A 17,204-nucleotide genomic window follows, 5' to 3' on the forward strand; every position below is an offset into this window, starting at 1 on the left:
CCTGGGTGTTCTTGACGCCTGGGTGTTCTTAACGTTCGAGGACGAGGGCGAGGCCCTGGCCGACGCCGATGCAGAGGGTGGCGACGCCGGTGCCGGAGCCGCGGCGGGCGAGCTGGTGCGCGACGGTGCCGGCGAGCCGGGCACCGGAGGCGCCGAGCGGGTGGCCGAGGGCGATGGCGCCGCCCTGCGGGTTGAGGATCGCGGGGTCGAACTCGGGCCATTCGGCGACGCAGCCCAGTACCTGGGCGGCGAAGGCCTCGTTCAGCTCCAGCACGGACAGGTCGGCGAAGGTCCTGCCCGCCTTGGCCAGGGCCCGGTTGACCGCCTCGACCGGGGCGAGACCGAAGTAGTGCGGGTCGACGGCGTTGACGCCGGTCGCGGAGACACGGGCCAGCGGCTCGCGGCCGACCGCTTTCAGGCCCTCCTCGTCGACCAGCAGCAGGGCGGCGGCACCGTCGTTCAGGGGCGAGGCGTTGCCCGCGGTGACCGTCCCTTCGTCCTTGCGGAAGGACGGCTTCAGCCTGGCCATCGCGGCGAGGGAGGCGTCCGGCCGGACGCACTCGTCGGCGGCGAAGGCGACCGGGTCGCCCTTGCGCTGCGGGACCGGGACGGGTGCCAACTCGGCGTCGAACAGGCCCTGTTGCTGGGCTGCGGCGGCCTTGCGGTGGGAAGCGAGGGCGAACTCGTCCTGCTGCTCCCGGCTGATCTTGTGCTTGTCGGCGATCAGTTCGGCGGACTCGCCGAGCGGGATGGTCCACTGCGGGTCCATCTGCGGGTTGACCATGCGCCAGCCCAGCGTGGTGGAGTACAGCTCGGTGTGGGTGGCGGGGAAGGGCTTGTCGTTCTTGGGGAGCACGTACGGGGCGCGGGTCATCGACTCCACGCCGCCGGCCACGGCGATGTGGGCGTCGCCGACCGCGACGGCGCGGGCGGCCTGGATGACCGCCTCCAGGCCGGAGGCGCACAGCCGGTTCACGGTCACCCCCGGCACGGAGGTCGGCAGCCCGGCCAGCAGTGCGGCCATGCGGGCGACGTTGCGGTTCTCCTCGCCCGCCCCGTTCGCGTTGCCGAAGTAGACGTCCTCGATCCGGGAGGGTTCCAACTGCGGCGTCCGGGCGAGGAGTTCACGAATCGCGTGGGCGGCAAGGTCGTCCGGCCGGACGGAGGCGAGGCCGCCGTTGTAGCGGCCGATCGGGGTGCGCACCGCGTCGACGATGTAAACCGTGTTCACAGCAGGTCCTCCGCGAGGGTCAGCTTGGCGCCGGTCCGGGTGATGACGTCATCGACACTCACGCCGGGGGCGACCTCGGTCAACACGAGTCCGTCCGCTGTCACATCGATCACGCCGAGATCGGTGATGACCCGGTTCACACACGACTTGCCGGTCAGCGGCAGCGCACACTCCTCGAGGATCTTCGCCGAGCCGTCCTTGGCGGTGTGCGTCATCACCACGATCACCGTGCGCGCGCCGTGCACCAGGTCCATCGCCCCGCCGATCCCGGTGATCAGCTTCCCGGGGATGGCCCAGTTCGCCAGGTCACCACGAGCGGAGACCTGCATCGCGCCCAGCACCGCGACATCGATGTGCCCGCCGCGGATCATCGAGAACGACAGCGCCGAATCGAAGAAGGAGGCACCCGGCAGAACGGTAACGGTCTCCTTGCCCGCGTTGATCAGATCCGGGTCGACGGCGTCCTCGGCCGGATACGGGCCGGTGCCGAGGATCCCGTTCTCCGACTCCAGCACCACCTCCACCCCCGCCGGCAGGTAGTTCGGGATCAGCGTCGGCAGCCCGATGCCGAGATTGACGTACTGCCCGTCCTCCAGCTCGCGCGCGGCCCGCGCGGCCATCTGCTCGCGTGTCCAGGCCATCAGCTGCTCACCGTCCGCTGCTCGATCTTCTTGTCGCCGGCCTGCTCCGGTGTCAGGGCGACCACCCGCTGCACGAAGATCCCCGGCAGATGCACTGCGTCCGGATCGATCTCCCCGGGCTCCACCAGCTCCTCCACCTCGGCGATCGTCACCCGCCCGGCCATCGCGGCGAGGGGGTTGAAGTTGCGGGTGGACTTGTTGAACACCAGGTTCCCGTGCCGGTCGCCCTTCGCCGCCCGCACCAGCGCGAAGTCGGTCCGGATGCCCCGCTCCAGCACATACTCGGTGCCGTCGAACTCCCGCACCTCCTTCGGCGGCGACGCCAGCGCGACCCCGCCCTGGCCGTCGTAGCGCCAGGGCAGCCCGCCGTCGGCGACCTGCGTGCCCACCCCGGCCGGGGTGTAGAAGGCCGGGATCCCGGCCCCGCCCGCCCGCAGCCGCTCCGCCAGCGTGCCCTGCGGGATGAGCTCCACCTCGAGTTCCCCGGCCAGATACTGCCGCGCGAACTCCTTGTTCGCCCCGATGTAGGAGCCGGTCACCCGCGCGATCCGCCCGGCCGCCAGCAGAACCGCAAGCCCCGTCTCCATCGCCCCGCAGTTGTTGGAGACCACGCTCAGCCCGGACACGCCCCGCTCGTACAACGCCCCGATCAGCACGTTCGGCACACCGCTCAGGCCGAACCCGCCCACCGCCAGCGACGCACCCTCCGGCACATCCGCCACCGCCTCAGCGGCTGTGGCGACCACCTTGTCCATCCGTGAAGCCCCATCCCGTCCGAGCGCCCGGTCACGAATTAATCAGGGCACTGAGTATTTCAGTGAAGTTTCCTTCACGCTGCCACCCGAGCCGCTGGACGTCAAGACCCCGAAGAACAGCAAGGTCAGTAGCGGCGTGCAGCTGTACAGACAGTCGACTGGCCGACAGGTATCGTTCAGTGCACAAACGAATTCGACCTCGGGAGCACGCATGGCCGCGGTGGACCTCACCACCCATCCCGGGCACCTGGCCCGGCGGCTGCAGCAGGCCCACTACCTGCTGTGGAACACGATGGTCTCGGAGGAGATCACCTCGCCGCAGTTCGCGGTCCTCAACACGCTCGTCGCCGAGCCGGGCCTGGACCAGCGCACGGTGGGGGAGCGGGTGGGTCTTGACCGGTCGACGATCGCCGAGGTGATCAGCAGGCTCGGGCGTCGTGGGCTGCTCGACAAGGTGCGTGATCCGCAGGACGGCCGTCGTTTCCTGCTGCGTCTCACCGACGACGGTGTGCGCACCCACCGCAAGCTGACCGTGCGCACGGCCCGGATGAACCAGGTCTTCCTGGCCCCGCTGTCCGCCGAGGAGCAGTCGGTGTTCTTCGATCTCATCCGGCGGGTCGCCGATGCGGCCGAGGGGCTCCGCAACCCGGCGGAACCCCTCGTGGCGCAGGGCTGAGCGCGCCGGACCTATCGCGGTGCCTTCGTCAGTAGCACCCACACCTGACCCTTCGCGAAGTTCACCGGCCTGCCGTCCTTCGTCGTGAACTGCGTGCCGTCGGTGGCTTTCCTGCGCTGCCAGTTGACGTCGTAGACCCGTCCGTCGCGCAGGAGCTGCGCCTTCCCGGAGCCGACCGTCTCGGTGTACGGCGTGTTGTTTCCGAGGCGGTCGTGGAAGGCGGACTGGCGCACCTGCACGTACTGCACGACGACCGTGGCCGGCGCCACCCGCTTTCCGTCGGCCGTCATGGTGGGGCTGCCGTCCATCGCGACCAGATAGCGGTGCAGGCCCGCGGACCAGGTGAAGGTGAAGCCGGCGGCGGGGAAGCGGATGGTGCGTGTGTTCTCGGGTCTGCCGCCGGCCGGTGCGGCGCCGTAGCGGAAACCGGTGGTCAGCGCCTTCGTGCCCGGTGGCGACGGCATCAGTCGGGCGGGGCGCAGGAAGAGGTTGTGCGGTGCTGGTCTGCCGGTGCCGCGGAAGTAGGCGCCGGACGCCTTTTCGGGCGGCTCCGCCTGCAGCGGGGCACTGTTGATCAGCGGCAGCAGCTTGTGCTGCGCCCCGGAGAAGGCGAGCGTCGGATTGTGGAACTGGCGCAGCAGCTCCAGATCCGACTCGCGGGCGCTGCGCACCGGCCCGACGGCTCTCGGCAGCGTGCTCGCGTACACCGCCATCAGACGGCTCAGCCCGCCCTCGACCTGTTCCGCGTACACGACGTCCGCCGAGTCGAGTCCCGTCTGGGGCCGGGCCGCGGGGGAGTTGTCGATCTTCACTGCGAGTACGGGGGTGCCGCTGACGATCTGCTCGGGCTGCCTGGGCGCCTGCGTCCGGCCGCGTCCGTCCTGCGCCGGGCCGTGCTGATCCGTGCAGCCCGCCGCCAGCGCGGCCGTCGCCGTGGCGGCCAGCAGCGCCACTGTCATCGAGGCGCGTCGCGGACGCGCCAACCGTCCCGTGCTCACCGTGGCCACCACATCCCGTGTCAATGATTGTGCGCTTATACGTTCATTGATGGCCATACCCGCTTGGTTCTGATTGCGCGCGTTCGATACACCCATTGGCCCTGGCCCTGGTCCGGCTGCGGGCCCGGGGGCCTGCTTCCGGCCTTGCTCCTGATCCCGCTTCGGGAAGCGGCGGGGCGGGTACCCGGGCGGCACCGCAGGGGCAGATACACCGATGCGATGGAGGGAGCGCCACGCGATGAAGGCTGTGACCTGGCAGGGGAAGCGGGACGTACGGGTGGAGGAGATGCCCGATCCCAGGATCGAGGAGCCGACCGACGCCGTCATCCGCATCACCTCGACGGGGCTGTGCGGCTCCGATCTGCATCTGTACGAGGTGCTCACGCCGTTCATGACACCGGGCGACATCCTCGGACACGAACCGATGGGCATCGTCGAGGAGGTCGGGGCCGGCGTGCCGGACCTCGCGGTGGGCGACCGGGTCGTGGTGCCGTTCCAGATCGCCTGCGGCAACTGCTGGATGTGTCTGACCGGGCTGCCGACCCAGTGCGAGACCACACAGGTGACCGGCGAGGGCATGGGCGCCGCTCTCTTCGGCTACACCCGCCTGTACGGCGCGGTGCCGGGCGCACAGGCCGAGTACCTGCGGGTGCCGCAGGCGCAGTACGGGCCGATCAAGGTCCCGGAGGGTCCGCCCGACGACCGTTTCGTCTATCTCTCCGACGTCCTGCCCACCGCCTGGCAGGCGGTCGAGTACGCGGGAATCCCGGAGGGCGGCAGCGTCGCCGTGCTCGGCCTCGGGCCGATCGGTGACATGGCCTGCCGTGTCGCTCAGGTGCGCGGTGCCGGGCGGGTGTTCGGGGTGGACCTGGTGAGCGAGCGGCTGCGCCGGGCGAAGGCGCGGGGCGTGGAGACATACGACCTGCGGAGCTTCGACAGCGAGAAGGAGCTGGTCCAGGCGATCCGTGACGAGACTGATGGCCGCGGCCCCGACGCCGTGATCGACGCGGTCGGCACCGAGGCCCACGGCAGCGCGGCCGCACGGCTGGCCCAGCAGGCCTCGGCCCTGCTGCCCCGCAAGCTCGCCGGGCCGCTCGCCGAACGCTTCAGCATCGACCGCCTCGCCGCCCTGCACACCGCCATCGAACTGGTCCGCCGCGGCGGCACGCTCTCCCTCGTCGGCGTCTACGGCGGCACGGCCGATCCGATGCCCCTGCTCACCATGTTCGACAAGCAGATCCAGATCCGCATGGGCCAGGCCAACGTGCGCCACTGGACCGACGAGATCCTCCCGTATCTGACGGACGAGGACCCCCTCGGCGTCGACGACTTCGCCACCCACCGGCTGCCGCTCACCGACGCGCCGCACGCGTACGAGATGTTCCAGCGCAAGCAGGATGGCGCAGTCAAGGTGCTGATGACGCCGTAGGGAGCAATTCAGCCCGTCCGGCGCTTGAGGACGAGGCCGTTCAGGCCGAACGGGGGTCTGGGGGCGGAGCCCCCAGCGCAGCCGCGGCACCGCCGGTCAAGCCCCAGCCCCGAAGACCTCCGCCAGGTCGTACCGCACCGGCTCCTCCAGCTGCGCGTAGGTGCAGCTCTCCGGGGTGCGGTCCGGGCGCCAGCGGCGGAAGCGGGCGGTGTGCCGGAACCGTGCCCCGTTCTCCATGTGGTCGTACGCCACCTCGGCCACCCGCTCCGGTCTCAGCGGCACCCAGGACAGGTCCTTCTTGCCCGACCAGCGGCTGGGCGCGCCGGGGAGCCGGGCCGTCTCGTGCGCCGCTTCGTCGGACCAGGCCGCCCAGGGATGCCCCTCGGCGTCCTTCATCCGCAAGGGCTCCAGCTCCTCGACCAGCTCCGCGCGCCGCTTCATCGGGAACGCCGCCGACACGCCCACGTGCTGCAGGGCGCCCCGGTCGTCGTAGAGGCCGAGCAGCAGTGAGCCCACGATCGGGCCGCTCTTGTGGAAGCGGTAACCCGCGACGACGACATCCGCCGTGCGCTCGTGCTTGATCTTGTACATGGCGCGCTCGTCCTGGAGGTAGCGCCCGGTGAGCGGCTTGGCGATGACGCCGTCCAGGCCGGCCCCCTCGTACTGCTCGAACCAGCTCTGCGCCACGTCGATGTCGGTCGTGGCCGGCGCGAGGTGGACCGGCGCGGTCACCTCGGCCAGCGCCCGCTCCAGCAGCGCCCGCCGGTCGGTCAGCTGCACGTCCAGCAGCGACTCGTCGGCCAGGGCAAGCAGGTCGAAGGCCACGAACGACGCCGGGGTCTTCTCCGCGAGCATCCGCACCCGGGAGTCCGCCGGGTGGATACGCTCGGTGAGCGCGTCGAAGTCGAGCCGTCCCTCCCGGGCGATGACGATCTCGCCGTCCAGCACGCACCGCTCGGGCACCCGCTCCTTCAGCGCCACCACGACCTCGGGAAAGTACCTGGTCAGCGGCTTACCGGTGCGACTGCCGAGCTCGACCTCGGCCCCGTCGCGGAACACGATCGCCCGGAAGCCGTCCCACTTCGCCTCGTAGTGCATGTCCGGCGGAATCTTCGCCACCGACTTGGCGAGCATCGGCTTCACGGGCGGCATCACCGGCAGATCCATGGTTCCGATTCTGCTCGCATACGCCGCTTGCCGCCCGGTATGCGAGGTTTACCGGGTGCGCCTACCGTGGCCGCATGGGTGAAGCGGTGGAACTGGAAGCGGGCGGCCGTACCGTCCGCCTCTCCAGCCCGGACAAGATCTTCTTCCCGGAGCGCGGTTTCACCAAGCTGGACCTCGCCCGGTACTACATCGCGGTCGGCCCCGGCATCCTGCGCGCCCTGCGCGACCGGCCCACCACCCTGGAGCGCTACCCGGAGGGGGTGACCGGCGAGAACTTCTTCCAGAAGCGGGCGCCCAAGAACATGCCCGACTGGATCCCGACCGCCCACATCACCTTCCCCAGCGGCCGCAGCGCCGACGAGATGTGCCCCACCGAGGAGGCCGCCGTCCTGTGGGCCGCCCAGTACGGCACGCTCACCTTCCACCCCTGGCCGGTGCGCCGCGACGACGTCGACCGCCCCGACGAACTGCGCATCGACCTCGACCCGCAGCCCGGCACCGACTACGACGACGCCGTCCGCGCCGCCCACGAACTGCGATCCGTCCTCGACGAGTTCGGCGGCCTGCGCGGCTTCCCCAAGACCTCCGGCGGGCGTGGCCTGCATGTCTTCGTGCCGATCGAGCCCCGCTGGACCTTCACCCAGGTCCGGCGCGCGGCCATCGCGGTGGGCAGGGAGCTGGAGCGGCGCATGCCCGACCACGTCACCATCAAGTGGTGGAAGGAGGAGCGCGGCGAGCGCATCTTCGTCGACTACAACCAGACGGCCCGCGACCGCACCATCGCCTCCGCCTACTCCGTACGGCCCCGCCCGCACGCCCCGGTCTCGGCGCCCCTGACCTGGGAGGAGGTCGGGGTTGCCCACCCCCGGGACTTCGACATCGCGACCATGTCCGCGCGCTTCGCCGAACTCGGCGATGTGCACGCGGACATGGACGACCGGCGCTTCTCCCTGGAGGCCCTGCTCGAACTCGCCCGCCGCGACGAGCACGACCACGGGCTGGGCGACCTGCCGTATCCGCCGGAGTACCCGAAGATGCCGGGCGAGCCGAAGCGGGTGCAGCCGAGCAGGGCGAAGAAGGCGCCTGAGACCCAGGCGCCTCCGTCGGGTCCTACAACTCCTTGATCCGGATGTCCCGGTAGGAAATGACATCCGTCGTGCTGTGCACCTGCAGCCCGATGTAGCCGGAGGCGAACCGCCGGCCGTCCGTGCCCGGGTCGTCCGAGCGCGGCGGGGAGAAGACCTGGCCGCCGGTGTTGTCGAACTCGTTGATCAGCACGCCGTTGCGGTAGACCGAGTAGTGCTGGTCGACCACGCGGATCTCGTAGTCGTTCCAGGTGCCCTTCTGGGTGACTCCGGCGCCGGCCAGCCCGACCCGGTCGAAGCCGTAGATCGAGCCCGTCTTGTACATGTCGCCGTCGGGCCGGTCGAGCACCTGGACCTCGTGCCCGTACTTGATGGCGACCCACTCCGGCCGTGACTCCTCCGGATGGTCGTGGACCCATGGGAAGCGCACGAACACGCCCGAGTTGGCGTTGCCGGTGCCCGGGGCGTCGTCACGCCACTGCAGCTTCAGCGAGAAGTCGCCGTACTTGCGCTGCGGGAACCACAGCATGCCCAGACCGTCCTTGGTGGTGCCGCTGGTGATCGAACCGTCGACGTTCAGCCCGAACGAACCGCCGCCCACCTGCTCCCACTTGGCGAGAGAGTCTGCCGTCCCGTCGAAGATCGTCCGGTAGCCGTCGGTCTGACCGGGCCTGCCGATCCCGGACTGCCGTGCGGCCTTCTGGATGGCGTTGCACTCGCGCTGGTCGACGGCCCCTTCCTTGACGAGTCGGTCCAGGACCGTCTTCACGTGCTTGAGGAACAGCGCGTGGGACGTCCACTCCTTCTCGTCCTCGATCAACTCGTTGATACGGCAACGGTTGTTGGTGACCCGGTTCGGCACACCTGAGTCGACCGTTCCGACGATGACCGTCAGACGCTCGTCGTACTCGGGGCAGTTGGGAGGGGGCACCGGACTCGACACCACGGTGAAGCTCACCGTACGGGCCACGGCGGTGTTGCCGGCCTTGTCGGTCGCCCGGTACACCACGGTGTGGGCGCCCGCACGGCCGACCAGCACCGGAGCGATGTAGGCCAGATACGGTCCGCCGTCGAGCGAGTACTCGATCCGGTCGACACCCGACCCGCCTTCGTCGACGGCCGTCACGGTCACCTTGGCGGTTCCCACGTAGGCCCCGTCGGAGTTCTTTGTCCCCTCGACCTGCACACCCGTCACCGGCGCAGTGGTGTCCTGCGCGGGAGGCGACACGACCGTGAACTCCACGCTCTTCTCGGCCGATACGTTGCCCGCCTTGTCGGTGGCCCGGTAGCGCACGGTGTGCGTGCCGAGCTGATGCACCATCACGGGCGCGGTGTACGGCTGCCAGGAACCGGAGTCGACCGCGTACTCGATCGTGTTGACGCCGGACCCGGTGTCGGACGCGGAAACGGTGACCGTGGCCATGTCGACGTAGTTCCCCTCGGGGTTCTTCTCCCCGCTGACCGTCGCCGAGGTGTCCGGCGCGGTCGTGTCGTCCGACGGCGGGGCCACGACCGTGAACTCGACGCTCTTCTCGGCCGATACGTTGCCCGCCTTGTCGGTGGCCCGGTAGCGCACCTTGTGAGTGCCGACCTGGTCGACGACGACCGGGGTGGTGTACGGCTGCCAGGCCCCGCCCTCGCCGCTCGCGTACTCGACGCGGTCGACGCCGGAACCGCCCGCGTCGCTCGCCGTGATCGCCACACTCGCCGAACCGACGTACTGGCCCTGCGCGTTCTGCGTACCGCTCACCGCCGCCGAGGTCTGGGGCGCGGTGGTGTCCTCGCCGCTGCCCTCGGTGACCACCAGGATGCCCTGCATCTGTCCGTGCCCGGGGATCGTGCAGTGGTAGAAGTAGCGGCCCGGAGTGAGTGTGACCTCGGCGGTGTGGCGGCCGCCCTGGTCGTCGTTCGGGTTGGCGAGGATGTTGAGCTGGACGTCGTTGTTGTACTCGGGATCCGAGGTCTCGAACGTCAACGTGTGTGGCATTCCCATGGTGTTGCCGGTCACCGCGCTGTTCTCGAAGACGATCGTCGTCGTACCGGCCAACGCCGTCGTGGGCGCGGACGCGTACTTGGTGATGTCGTCGCCCGCGGTCCAGGTGAGCACCTGGGCGGCGGCGGCCTGTTCGGGCTGTGCGGTCGAGGTCGTCTGCAGCCCCAGCAGCATCAGCAGGGCGGCCAACAGGGCCGTCAGGATTCTTCGTTGCCGCATCATTGGCCTCCCCTCGCCAATTGGGCGGCGGCCGGGGTCGGCCCGCCGCCCGTGTAAGTGATCCGCCACAGCGCCGACTTGGCGTCCGAGGTGAAGAAACCGCGCCCGTAGTCGAGGACGTAGAGCGCTCCGTCCGGACCGAACTTCCAGTCCATGAGGTTCTTGATGCCGTCGTTGCCGACCGGCACGATCTTCTTCAGCGACTCCGAGTGCACCGGCAGACCGCCGTCCCCTTGCGTCTTCGGATCGGTGAGGACCGCGTTGCGCGGCTGGTCGGCGTCGTAGAAGTCGCCGACGAACCACTTGCCGTCCCAGTACGCGGGCCACTTGGTCGCGCTGGTGCTCGCCGCGTCGTAGCGGTAGACCGGCCCGTTCATGGCCGCCTGGCCGCCGCCCTTGAGCCACGGCAGCAGATAGGTGGCCTCCTCCTGCCTGTAGGAGGGGATGCCGTCCGCGTCGCGCGGGTAGTCGGGGGCGCCGCCCTGGGGCGAGTACCAGATGTTGTTGCCGGTGACCGGCGGGAGGTTGACCAGGCCGTCGTTGTTCGGCGACTCGTTCTTCGGGTGGTCGCAGTCGTACCAGCCCAGCGGCTTGGACGGGTCCGGCAGATTGCGGTCCCGGTAGGGCTGCTTGTTGCCCATGCAGTACGGCCAGCCCCGGTTGCCCGCCCTGGTGATGGCGGCGAACGTGTCGTACTTGGCCGGTCCCCAGGTCGTCGACGGCGCGCTCGCGTCCGGGCCGACCCAGCCCGCGTAGAGGATGTCGGTCTTCTTGTCGACGAAGATCCGGGCGGGGTTCCTGACGCCCATCACATAGATCTCGCCTCGCGTCTTGCCGCCGCCCTCGTCGGTCTCCCTGCCCGTGAAGAGGTTGCCCTCGGGGAGGGTGTACGTCCCGTCGGGCTCCGGGTGGATGCGCAGGATCTTTCCGTTGAGGTTGTTGGTGTTGCCGGCGGTGCGGCGCGCGTCGGCGAAGGAGACGCCCTTGTAGCTGGGCTGCGGGTTGTTGCCGGAGTAACCGCCGCTGAACCCGCTGGAGTTGTTGTCGCCGGTCGCGATGTACAGGTTGCCCTTGGAGTCCCAGGTCATCCCGCCGCCCGCGTGACAGCAACTGTGCACCTGCACCGGCCACTTGAGCAGCACCTTCTCACTGCCCAGGTCCAGCTTGTTCGTGGCGAGGTCGAGCGTGAAGCGGGAGACGCGCCGCTCGGCCGTCTGGGTGTCGCGGTTGAGCTGCGAGTGGGGTGTGTAGTGCAGGTACACCCAGCCGTTCTGCTCGAAGTGCGGGTCGAGCTCGATGCCGAGCAGGCCCTCTTCGACCTTGGTGAGTTCGTCACCGCCGCCCTTGTTGCCGAAGACCGTCAACTCGCCTGCGAACGTGACTTTCTTGGTCTTCGGGTCATAGACGTGGATCTGACCCTTGCCCTTGCCGACGTCCGGGTTGTTCCAGTCGGTGATCACTGGCTGAGAGGAGTCCGCGCCGCCGCGGCCGATGTAGAGCACCCGTCCGTCGGGTGCCGCCACCAGGCCGTGCGGCTCGCCGATCTGGTCGTTCTGCCCGGGCTGGTTGGGCTGGGTCAGCCGCTCCGCCTTGTAGTTGGCGTTGATCGTCGCCTTGCAGTCGGCCTGCACCAGCCGCGTGGTCCACAGCAGCGCGCCGCGCAGATGGTCACGGAAGTCCGTCTCGTCGTACGACGACACCGTGCCGCCCATGCCCGTGTAGAAGGAGCGTCCGCCGTCGTAGTCGCGGCACCAACTGACCGGATGGTCCCAGCCGTTGGCGCTCGCACCCGGCTTGTATGTCGACTCGCGCACCCGCGCCACGGTGTGCACGTCACCGGACGGGTTCTTCGCCCAGTTGAACCACTGGTCGGGTCGCTTCCACTGCAAGGGCAGGCCCTTGGCCGCCGGATGCTGCCGGTCGCCCACCTCAACCACCGCGCGCTGTACGTCCGTTGGGCTCGATGCGGCGGGCCGGGCGCCGATCAGACCGGTGAACCAGTCCGAGTACGGCTCCGCGCGCGCCGCGTCGTGGACGCCGAGGAACCCGCCGCCCGCCTCCATATAGGCCTCGAGCCCCGCCTCCTGCTCGGGGTCGAGGACGTCGCCGCCGCCGGTCAGGAACGCGATCGCGTTGTAACGGCCCAGCCTGGTCCCGTCGGTGAAGACCGAGGCGTCGTCCGTCGCCTCGACCTTGAAGCGCTGGTCCGCCGGCCCCGACAGACCGATCTTCTCGATCGCCTCGATACCGGCGTTCACGACCGGCGACTCGTCCCCGGCGGCCGCGGAACCGTAGAAAATCAGCACCCGTACATTCGCGCCGCCCGGCGGCGACTTGACGGACATCGTTGTCAGGGGCGGCTCGGGGGCCGGGCGGGCGTTGGCCACTGTGCCCGAGAGCAGTCCGGCGCCGAGCACCCCCGCCGTGACGGTGGCCGCCCAGACCCGTCTCCTCGCGCCGGCCGTGGTTCTTCTGCCATCTGTGCTCAACCCTCGTAAGTGCATGGGCACCTCCTTGGTCACAGCAACAACGCCAAGGAAGCTAGACCCCTTTGCATCACTCGCCAATACCTATGACCGCAATCGCACGAACTTTGTCCTGGGTGTGGATAAACGGCTCGACGGCCGGTACCGTCTCACAGGTTCATCACAGGTACGTCTCCGCAAATCCCGTATCGACGTGGGGAGTTCTGCATGGACGGACACGGGTTCAACCGGCGGCGCGTGCTGCTGGGCGGCGCGGCCGTCGCGACATCGTTATCGCTGGCCCCCGAGGCCGTCAGCGCCACGGGGCCGGCCAGGACCGCACCGGCCGGGGGAGAGGTCAAGCACATCAGGCTGTACGCGGAGAAACTCGCCGACGGGCAGATGGGCTACGGCTTGGAGAAGGGCAAGGCCACGATCCCGGGGCCGCTCATCGAGCTCAACGAGGGCGACACCCTGCACATCGAGTTCGAGAACACGATGGACGTGGCGGCAAGCCTGCACGTGCACGGCCTGGACTACGAAGTCTCCAGCGACGGAACGAAGTTGAACAGGAGCGACGTCGAACCCGGCGGCACCCGCACCTACACCTGGCGCACCCACACCCCCGGCCGCCGCTCCGACGGCACCTGGCGCGCGGGCAGCGCGGGCTACTGGCACTACCACGACCACGTCGTCGGCACCGAACACGGCACCGGAGGCATCCGCAAGGGCCTGTACGGCCCGCTGATCGTGCGCCGCAAGGGAGACGTCCTGCCGGACCGGACGCACACGATCGTCTTCAACGACATGACGATCAACAACAAGCCGGCGCACTCGGGGCCGAACTTCGAGGCCACGGTGGGCGATCGGGTCGAGTTCGTGATGATCACGCACGGCGAGTACTACCACACGTTCCATCTGCACGGGCATCGCTGGGCCGACAACCGCACAGGCATGCCGACCGGCCCGGACGACCCCAGCCGGGTCGTCGACAACAAGATCGTGGGGCCGGCGGACTCCTTCGGCTTCCAGGTGCTCGCGGGGGAGGGCGTCGGCGCCGGTGCGTGGATGTACCACTGCCATGTCCAGAGCCACTCCGACATGGGCATGGTCGGGCTCTTCCTGGTGAAGAAGCCGGACGGCACGATTCCGGGGTACGAGCCGCACGAACACTGAGGTCATGGGCGGACGACTCCTGCATCCGAGGGATCCCGGTGATCCGAGAGCGCTCTCACGACACCGCTTGCCCGGAGCTATCCTGATCGGCAACCGCCGAGCAGGAGCAGGAGCCCGAAGTGACCGACACAGCGCCGCGCCCCACACTGGAGGCCGTGGCCGCCCGGGCGGGCGTGTCCCGGGCGACCGTCTCACGCGTGGTGAACGGCGGCGACGGAGTCAGGGAACCCCTGGTCGCACGGGTCCGGCGGGCGGTGGAGGAACTCGGATACGTGCCCAACCAGGCCGCCCGCTCTCTCGTGACCAGGCGGCACGACGCCGTGGCCGTGGTCATCGCCGAGCCGGAGACCCGGGTCTTCGCCGACCCCTTCTTCGCGCTGCAACTGAGGGGCATCAGCAAGGAGTTGACGGCACACGACAGCCAGCTGGTGCTGCTGCTCACTGAGGGCCGCGACGACCACGCCCGCGTCGGCCGCTACCTCGCCGGGGGCCATGTGGACGGCGCGCTCGTCTTCTCCCTGCACCTCGACGACCCGCTGCCCGGCCTGATCCAGCACGCGGGCGTGCCGACCGTGTTCGGCGGGCGGCCCGGCTGGAGCGACGGCCGCAGCGGGGTGGTGTACGTCGACAGCGACAACCGCGGCGGCGCCCGCGAAGCCGTACGCCATCTCGTCGGGCTCGGCCGCACCCGGATCGCGCACATCACCGGGCCCCTCGACCAGACGTCCGCGGCGGACCGGCTCGACGGCTTCCGGGACGTCATGGTCGACGCCGACCCGGGGCTCATCGTCGAGAGCGACTTCACCCCGGCCGGTGGTGAGCGGGCGATGCGGGAACTCCTCGAGCGCCGCCCCGACCTGGACGCCGTGTTCGCCGCCAACGACCTCACCGCGGCGGGTGCGCTGCGCGTGCTGCGTGAGCGCGGGCGGCGGGTGCCCGACGACGTCGCCGTGATCGGCTTCGACGACATGCTGCCCGTCGCCGAGCAGGCCGATCCGCCACTGACGACGGTCCGTCAGGACATCGAGGAGATGGGCCGGCTGATGGCCCGGCTGCTGCTGCGCCGCCTCGGTCCCCGCGGCACTGGCCAGGGCGTCGCAGGCGCGCCGTCCAGCGTGGTCCTGCCGACGACACTGGTGCGACGGGCCTCGGCCTGAGCCGTATCGACATGCCCCTCCGCCGCGCGCGGGCCGGCTGGGGGCTGGTCGCGCCCACGCCCCGGAGCCCATATCGATATGGCCCGCGCCCCTTGCGGGGTGCGGTACCGCGCGGACTTCACCGACACCGCTCAGCCGGGGGGTGGCGCCGTCAGGCCGTGGCGTGGGGCCGTGTGCCGTCGGGGGAGCCGGTGGAGCGGGCGGCCTCCGCCTGCACGAGCAGGGAGAGCAGTGATGCCACGGTCAGGCCTGCCTCGGCGGGATGGCGCAGGACCTTGCTGGGATCGATCCGGTAGGTGTTGGTGCGTCCCTCCCTGGTGTGGGAGAGGTAGCCGGCTTGTTCGAGGTCGGAAATGATCTTCTGGACGGCCCGTTCGGTGAGGCGGCAGTGCGCGGCGATGTCACGGATCCGGGCGCTGTGGTTGTCGGCGATGGCCGCCAGTACGCGCGCATGATTGGTGACGAACGTCCATCCAGTGTGTGGCTCGGGCACTCCATCCATGTCCCAACTGTAGCGAGTAAGTATTCGCGCATTCAAAAGCACGAACCTGATTTCATGTATTTCTTGACGTGTGCGGCGGAAGAGGGGAACCTGGGAGCGGAGGTAGACGAGCACTCGAGGGAGAGAGGCCATGTCGGAGCCTGCGCAGTCCGCGCAGACATGCCTGGTGACGATCGACGTCGTGCCGGACGGCGATCGCATGTACGTCCGGGTGTGCGGTGAGCTCGACCACGGCGGCCGACAGCTCGAACGCGGCCTGGACGAGGCCCTGAACAGCTCGGCGAGCGGTATCGACCTGGACCTGAGCGCCATCGGTTTCTGCGACTGCTCCGGTCTCAACCTTCTGCTCGGTCTGCGGCGGAAGGCGCTCGACGAGGGCAAGACAGTCACCATCTGCGCCAGCGGCCCTTCGGTCGACCGGCTGCTGGCGCTGACCGGAGCCCGGGAGTTGTTCGTGCACCCTGTCTCCGAGGCCGGGAGCGCCGAGCCGGACACCGCCGGTGACAGCCTGAAGTCCCCTGATGCGGTCGATCAAGAGCTGCGGAAGGAGGTCGCCGAGCTGCGAAGGGCGATGCAGACGCGGCCTTCCATAGATCTGGCCCGCGGCATCCTGATGGCCTCCTTCAGCCTGAGTCCCGAGGTGGCGTGGACCGTGCTCGTCACGGCCTCCCAGAACACCAACACCAAGCTGCACCGCCTGGCCGAGGACCTCGTCGGCACCGTTCAGGGCACGCCGCTGCCCGAGGACGTGCAGCAGCAGCTGGCGGCCGCGGTCGCCCAGGCGCGCGCGGCTGCCCCGCTGGCATGACCGTCCGGCGTTGCCATTCCCTCATGTCTGCGGCGGTGCGCTCTTGATCACCGCGAAGCGGGCGCCGTAGGGGTCGGCGAGCTTGGCGAAGCGGCCCACGCCCTCGATGTCGGTGGCGGGGACGCGGATCTCGCCGCCCAGCTCGCTCGCCCTGGCGACCGTGGCGTCCGTGTCGGCGACCTCGAAGTACGGCAGCCAGTACGCGCGGTCCTCCGACGGGTCGTCGGCGAGCGGGACGATGCCGCCGAACATGGAGTCCTCGCCGCCCCCGGCGGGGTTGACGGTGGTGTAAGTGCCGCCCGGGAAGTCCACCGCCGCCGTCTCCAGGCCGAGCGTCTCGTGGTAGAACCAGGCGGCCGCGGCGATGTCCGGGGTGTACAGCTCGACCCAGGCCAGGGCGCCGGTCTCGTTCGCCACGTCCACGCCCTTGGTCCGGCCCGGCTGCCAGATGCCGAAGGGCACGCCCGCCTTGTCGGCGAGGATCGCCATGTGTCCCTCGCCCATCACGTCCATGGGCTGCATCAGCACACTGCCGTGCGCCTGCTCGGCCGCCTTGGCGGTGGCCTCGGCGTTCCCGCTCTGGAAGTACACGGTCCACGACGGCGGGCCCTGCTCGGGCGTGGTCTGCACACCGCCTGCCGCGGTCTTCCCGTCCAGCTGGAAGAAGCCGTATCCGCCGGCGTCCGGCCCGGCCGACTGGAACCGCCAGCCGAAGAGGCCGCCGTAGAAGGAGATGGCGCCGTCGATGTCGGAGGTGCCGACGTCGATCCAGTTGGGAGCGCCGTTGACGAAACGGGTGGTGAGCATCTTCGCCCTCCTCGGAAGGGTCCCGTTCTCTGCACTGCCGAGTCTTGCACCGCCCACTGACAATCGCTGCCGGAGCGCTCTTTCCCGTCGCCTTC

At 69.7% G+C, this 17,204-nt stretch carries 15 protein-coding genes; 6 read left to right on the top strand and 9 right to left on the bottom strand.

From position 1 onward, the window contains the following. Positions 1–28: 28 nt before the first annotated feature. The 3 genes from EDD92_RS39585 to EDD92_RS39595 are packed head-to-tail and all read right to left on the bottom strand — an operon-like array spanning position 29 to position 2,627. Entirely contained in the window at positions 29–1,231 is a 1,203-nt protein-coding gene (locus tag EDD92_RS39585; protein WP_123968745.1) for a thiolase family protein, read from the bottom strand. Then, the gene (locus EDD92_RS39590) at positions 1,228–1,872 is read right to left on the bottom strand and encodes a CoA transferase subunit B (protein WP_123968746.1); all 645 of its coding nucleotides are present in this window, start codon (positions 1,870–1,872) and stop codon (positions 1,228–1,230) included. Before EDD92_RS39590 ends, EDD92_RS39585 begins: the two co-directional genes overlap by 4 nt. After that, positions 1,872–2,627, bottom strand: a complete 756-nt coding sequence (locus EDD92_RS39595; protein ID WP_099932669.1) for a CoA transferase subunit A — start codon at positions 2,625–2,627, stop codon at positions 1,872–1,874. Before EDD92_RS39595 ends, EDD92_RS39590 begins: the two co-directional genes overlap by 1 nt. 211 nt (positions 2,628–2,838) lie before the next feature. Here EDD92_RS39595 and EDD92_RS39600 point away from each other — a divergent pair, with 211 nt between their 5' ends. Further along, positions 2,839–3,303 (top strand): MarR family winged helix-turn-helix transcriptional regulator, encoded by a 465-nt coding sequence (locus tag EDD92_RS39600; protein ID WP_123968747.1) that lies wholly within the window; start codon positions 2,839–2,841, stop codon positions 3,301–3,303. An 11-nt stretch (positions 3,304–3,314) separates the two neighbouring features. On the opposite strand, the gene EDD92_RS39605 is transcribed toward EDD92_RS39600, so the two are convergent. Continuing rightward, entirely contained in the window at positions 3,315–4,262 is a 948-nt protein-coding gene (locus EDD92_RS39605) for a DUF3048 domain-containing protein (protein ID WP_260327371.1), read from the bottom strand. Between the two features lie 277 nt (positions 4,263–4,539). Here EDD92_RS39605 and EDD92_RS39610 point away from each other — a divergent pair, with 277 nt between their 5' ends. Beyond that, complete coding sequence (locus EDD92_RS39610; RefSeq protein WP_123968749.1) at positions 4,540–5,730, top strand: zinc-dependent alcohol dehydrogenase; 1,191 nt, start codon at positions 4,540–4,542, stop codon at positions 5,728–5,730. A gap of 96 nt (positions 5,731–5,826) precedes the next feature. Here the strand turns inward: EDD92_RS39610 and EDD92_RS39615 are convergent, their stop codons facing one another. Continuing rightward, positions 5,827–6,897: an ATP-dependent DNA ligase gene (locus tag EDD92_RS39615; RefSeq protein WP_123968750.1), complete on the bottom strand. Its 1,071-nt coding sequence runs from the start codon at positions 6,895–6,897 to the stop codon at positions 5,827–5,829. Between the two features lie 74 nt (positions 6,898–6,971). On the opposite strand from EDD92_RS39615, the gene ligD reads away from it, so the two are divergent. Next, a complete protein-coding gene (gene ligD, locus EDD92_RS39620) occupies positions 6,972–8,021 on the top strand; it encodes a non-homologous end-joining DNA ligase (RefSeq protein WP_123968751.1) in 1,050 nt (349 codons plus the stop codon). Here the strand turns inward: ligD and EDD92_RS39625 are convergent. Both EDD92_RS39625 and EDD92_RS39630 read right to left on the bottom strand, forming a co-directional pair. Further along, complete coding sequence (locus EDD92_RS39625; RefSeq protein WP_123968752.1) at positions 8,008–10,197, bottom strand: OmpL47-type beta-barrel domain-containing protein; 2,190 nt, start codon at positions 10,195–10,197, stop codon at positions 8,008–8,010. The two genes, ligD and EDD92_RS39625, sit on opposite strands and share 14 nt — an antisense overlap. After that, complete coding sequence (locus EDD92_RS39630) at positions 10,194–12,698, bottom strand: ThuA domain-containing protein (RefSeq protein WP_185124271.1); 2,505 nt, start codon at positions 12,696–12,698, stop codon at positions 10,194–10,196. The genes EDD92_RS39625 and EDD92_RS39630 overlap by 4 nt, the downstream gene beginning before the upstream one ends. 189 nt (positions 12,699–12,887) lie before the next feature. Here EDD92_RS39630 and EDD92_RS39635 point away from each other — a divergent pair, with 189 nt between their 5' ends. Beyond that, positions 12,888–13,835 carry a multicopper oxidase domain-containing protein gene (locus tag EDD92_RS39635; protein WP_123968754.1) on the top strand — a complete coding sequence of 316 codons (948 nt, stop codon included), beginning with the start codon at positions 12,888–12,890 and terminating at the stop codon, positions 13,833–13,835. A 119-nt stretch (positions 13,836–13,954) separates the two neighbouring features. Further along, entirely contained in the window at positions 13,955–14,992 is a 1,038-nt protein-coding gene (locus EDD92_RS39640) for a LacI family DNA-binding transcriptional regulator (RefSeq protein WP_123968755.1), read from the top strand. 151 nt (positions 14,993–15,143) lie between these two features. Here the strand turns inward: EDD92_RS39640 and EDD92_RS39645 are convergent, their stop codons facing one another. Beyond that, positions 15,144–15,494, bottom strand: coding sequence for a winged helix-turn-helix domain-containing protein (locus tag EDD92_RS39645; RefSeq protein WP_123968756.1), 351 nt, complete (start codon positions 15,492–15,494; stop codon positions 15,144–15,146). A 130-nt stretch (positions 15,495–15,624) separates the two neighbouring features. Between EDD92_RS39645 and EDD92_RS39650 the strand changes: the two genes are divergently transcribed. After that, complete coding sequence (locus tag EDD92_RS39650) at positions 15,625–16,302, top strand: ANTAR domain-containing protein (RefSeq protein WP_123968757.1); 678 nt, start codon at positions 15,625–15,627, stop codon at positions 16,300–16,302. A gap of 21 nt (positions 16,303–16,323) precedes the next feature. Here EDD92_RS39650 and EDD92_RS39655 read toward each other — a convergent pair whose 3' ends face one another. Continuing rightward, positions 16,324–17,109: a VOC family protein gene (locus EDD92_RS39655; protein WP_030936302.1), complete on the bottom strand. Its 786-nt coding sequence runs from the start codon at positions 17,107–17,109 to the stop codon at positions 16,324–16,326. Between the last annotated feature and the right edge of the window lie 95 nt (positions 17,110–17,204).

The organism is Streptomyces sp. TLI_185 (assembly GCF_003814765.1).
Lineage (GTDB): Bacteria > Actinomycetota > Actinomycetes > Streptomycetales > Streptomycetaceae > Streptomyces.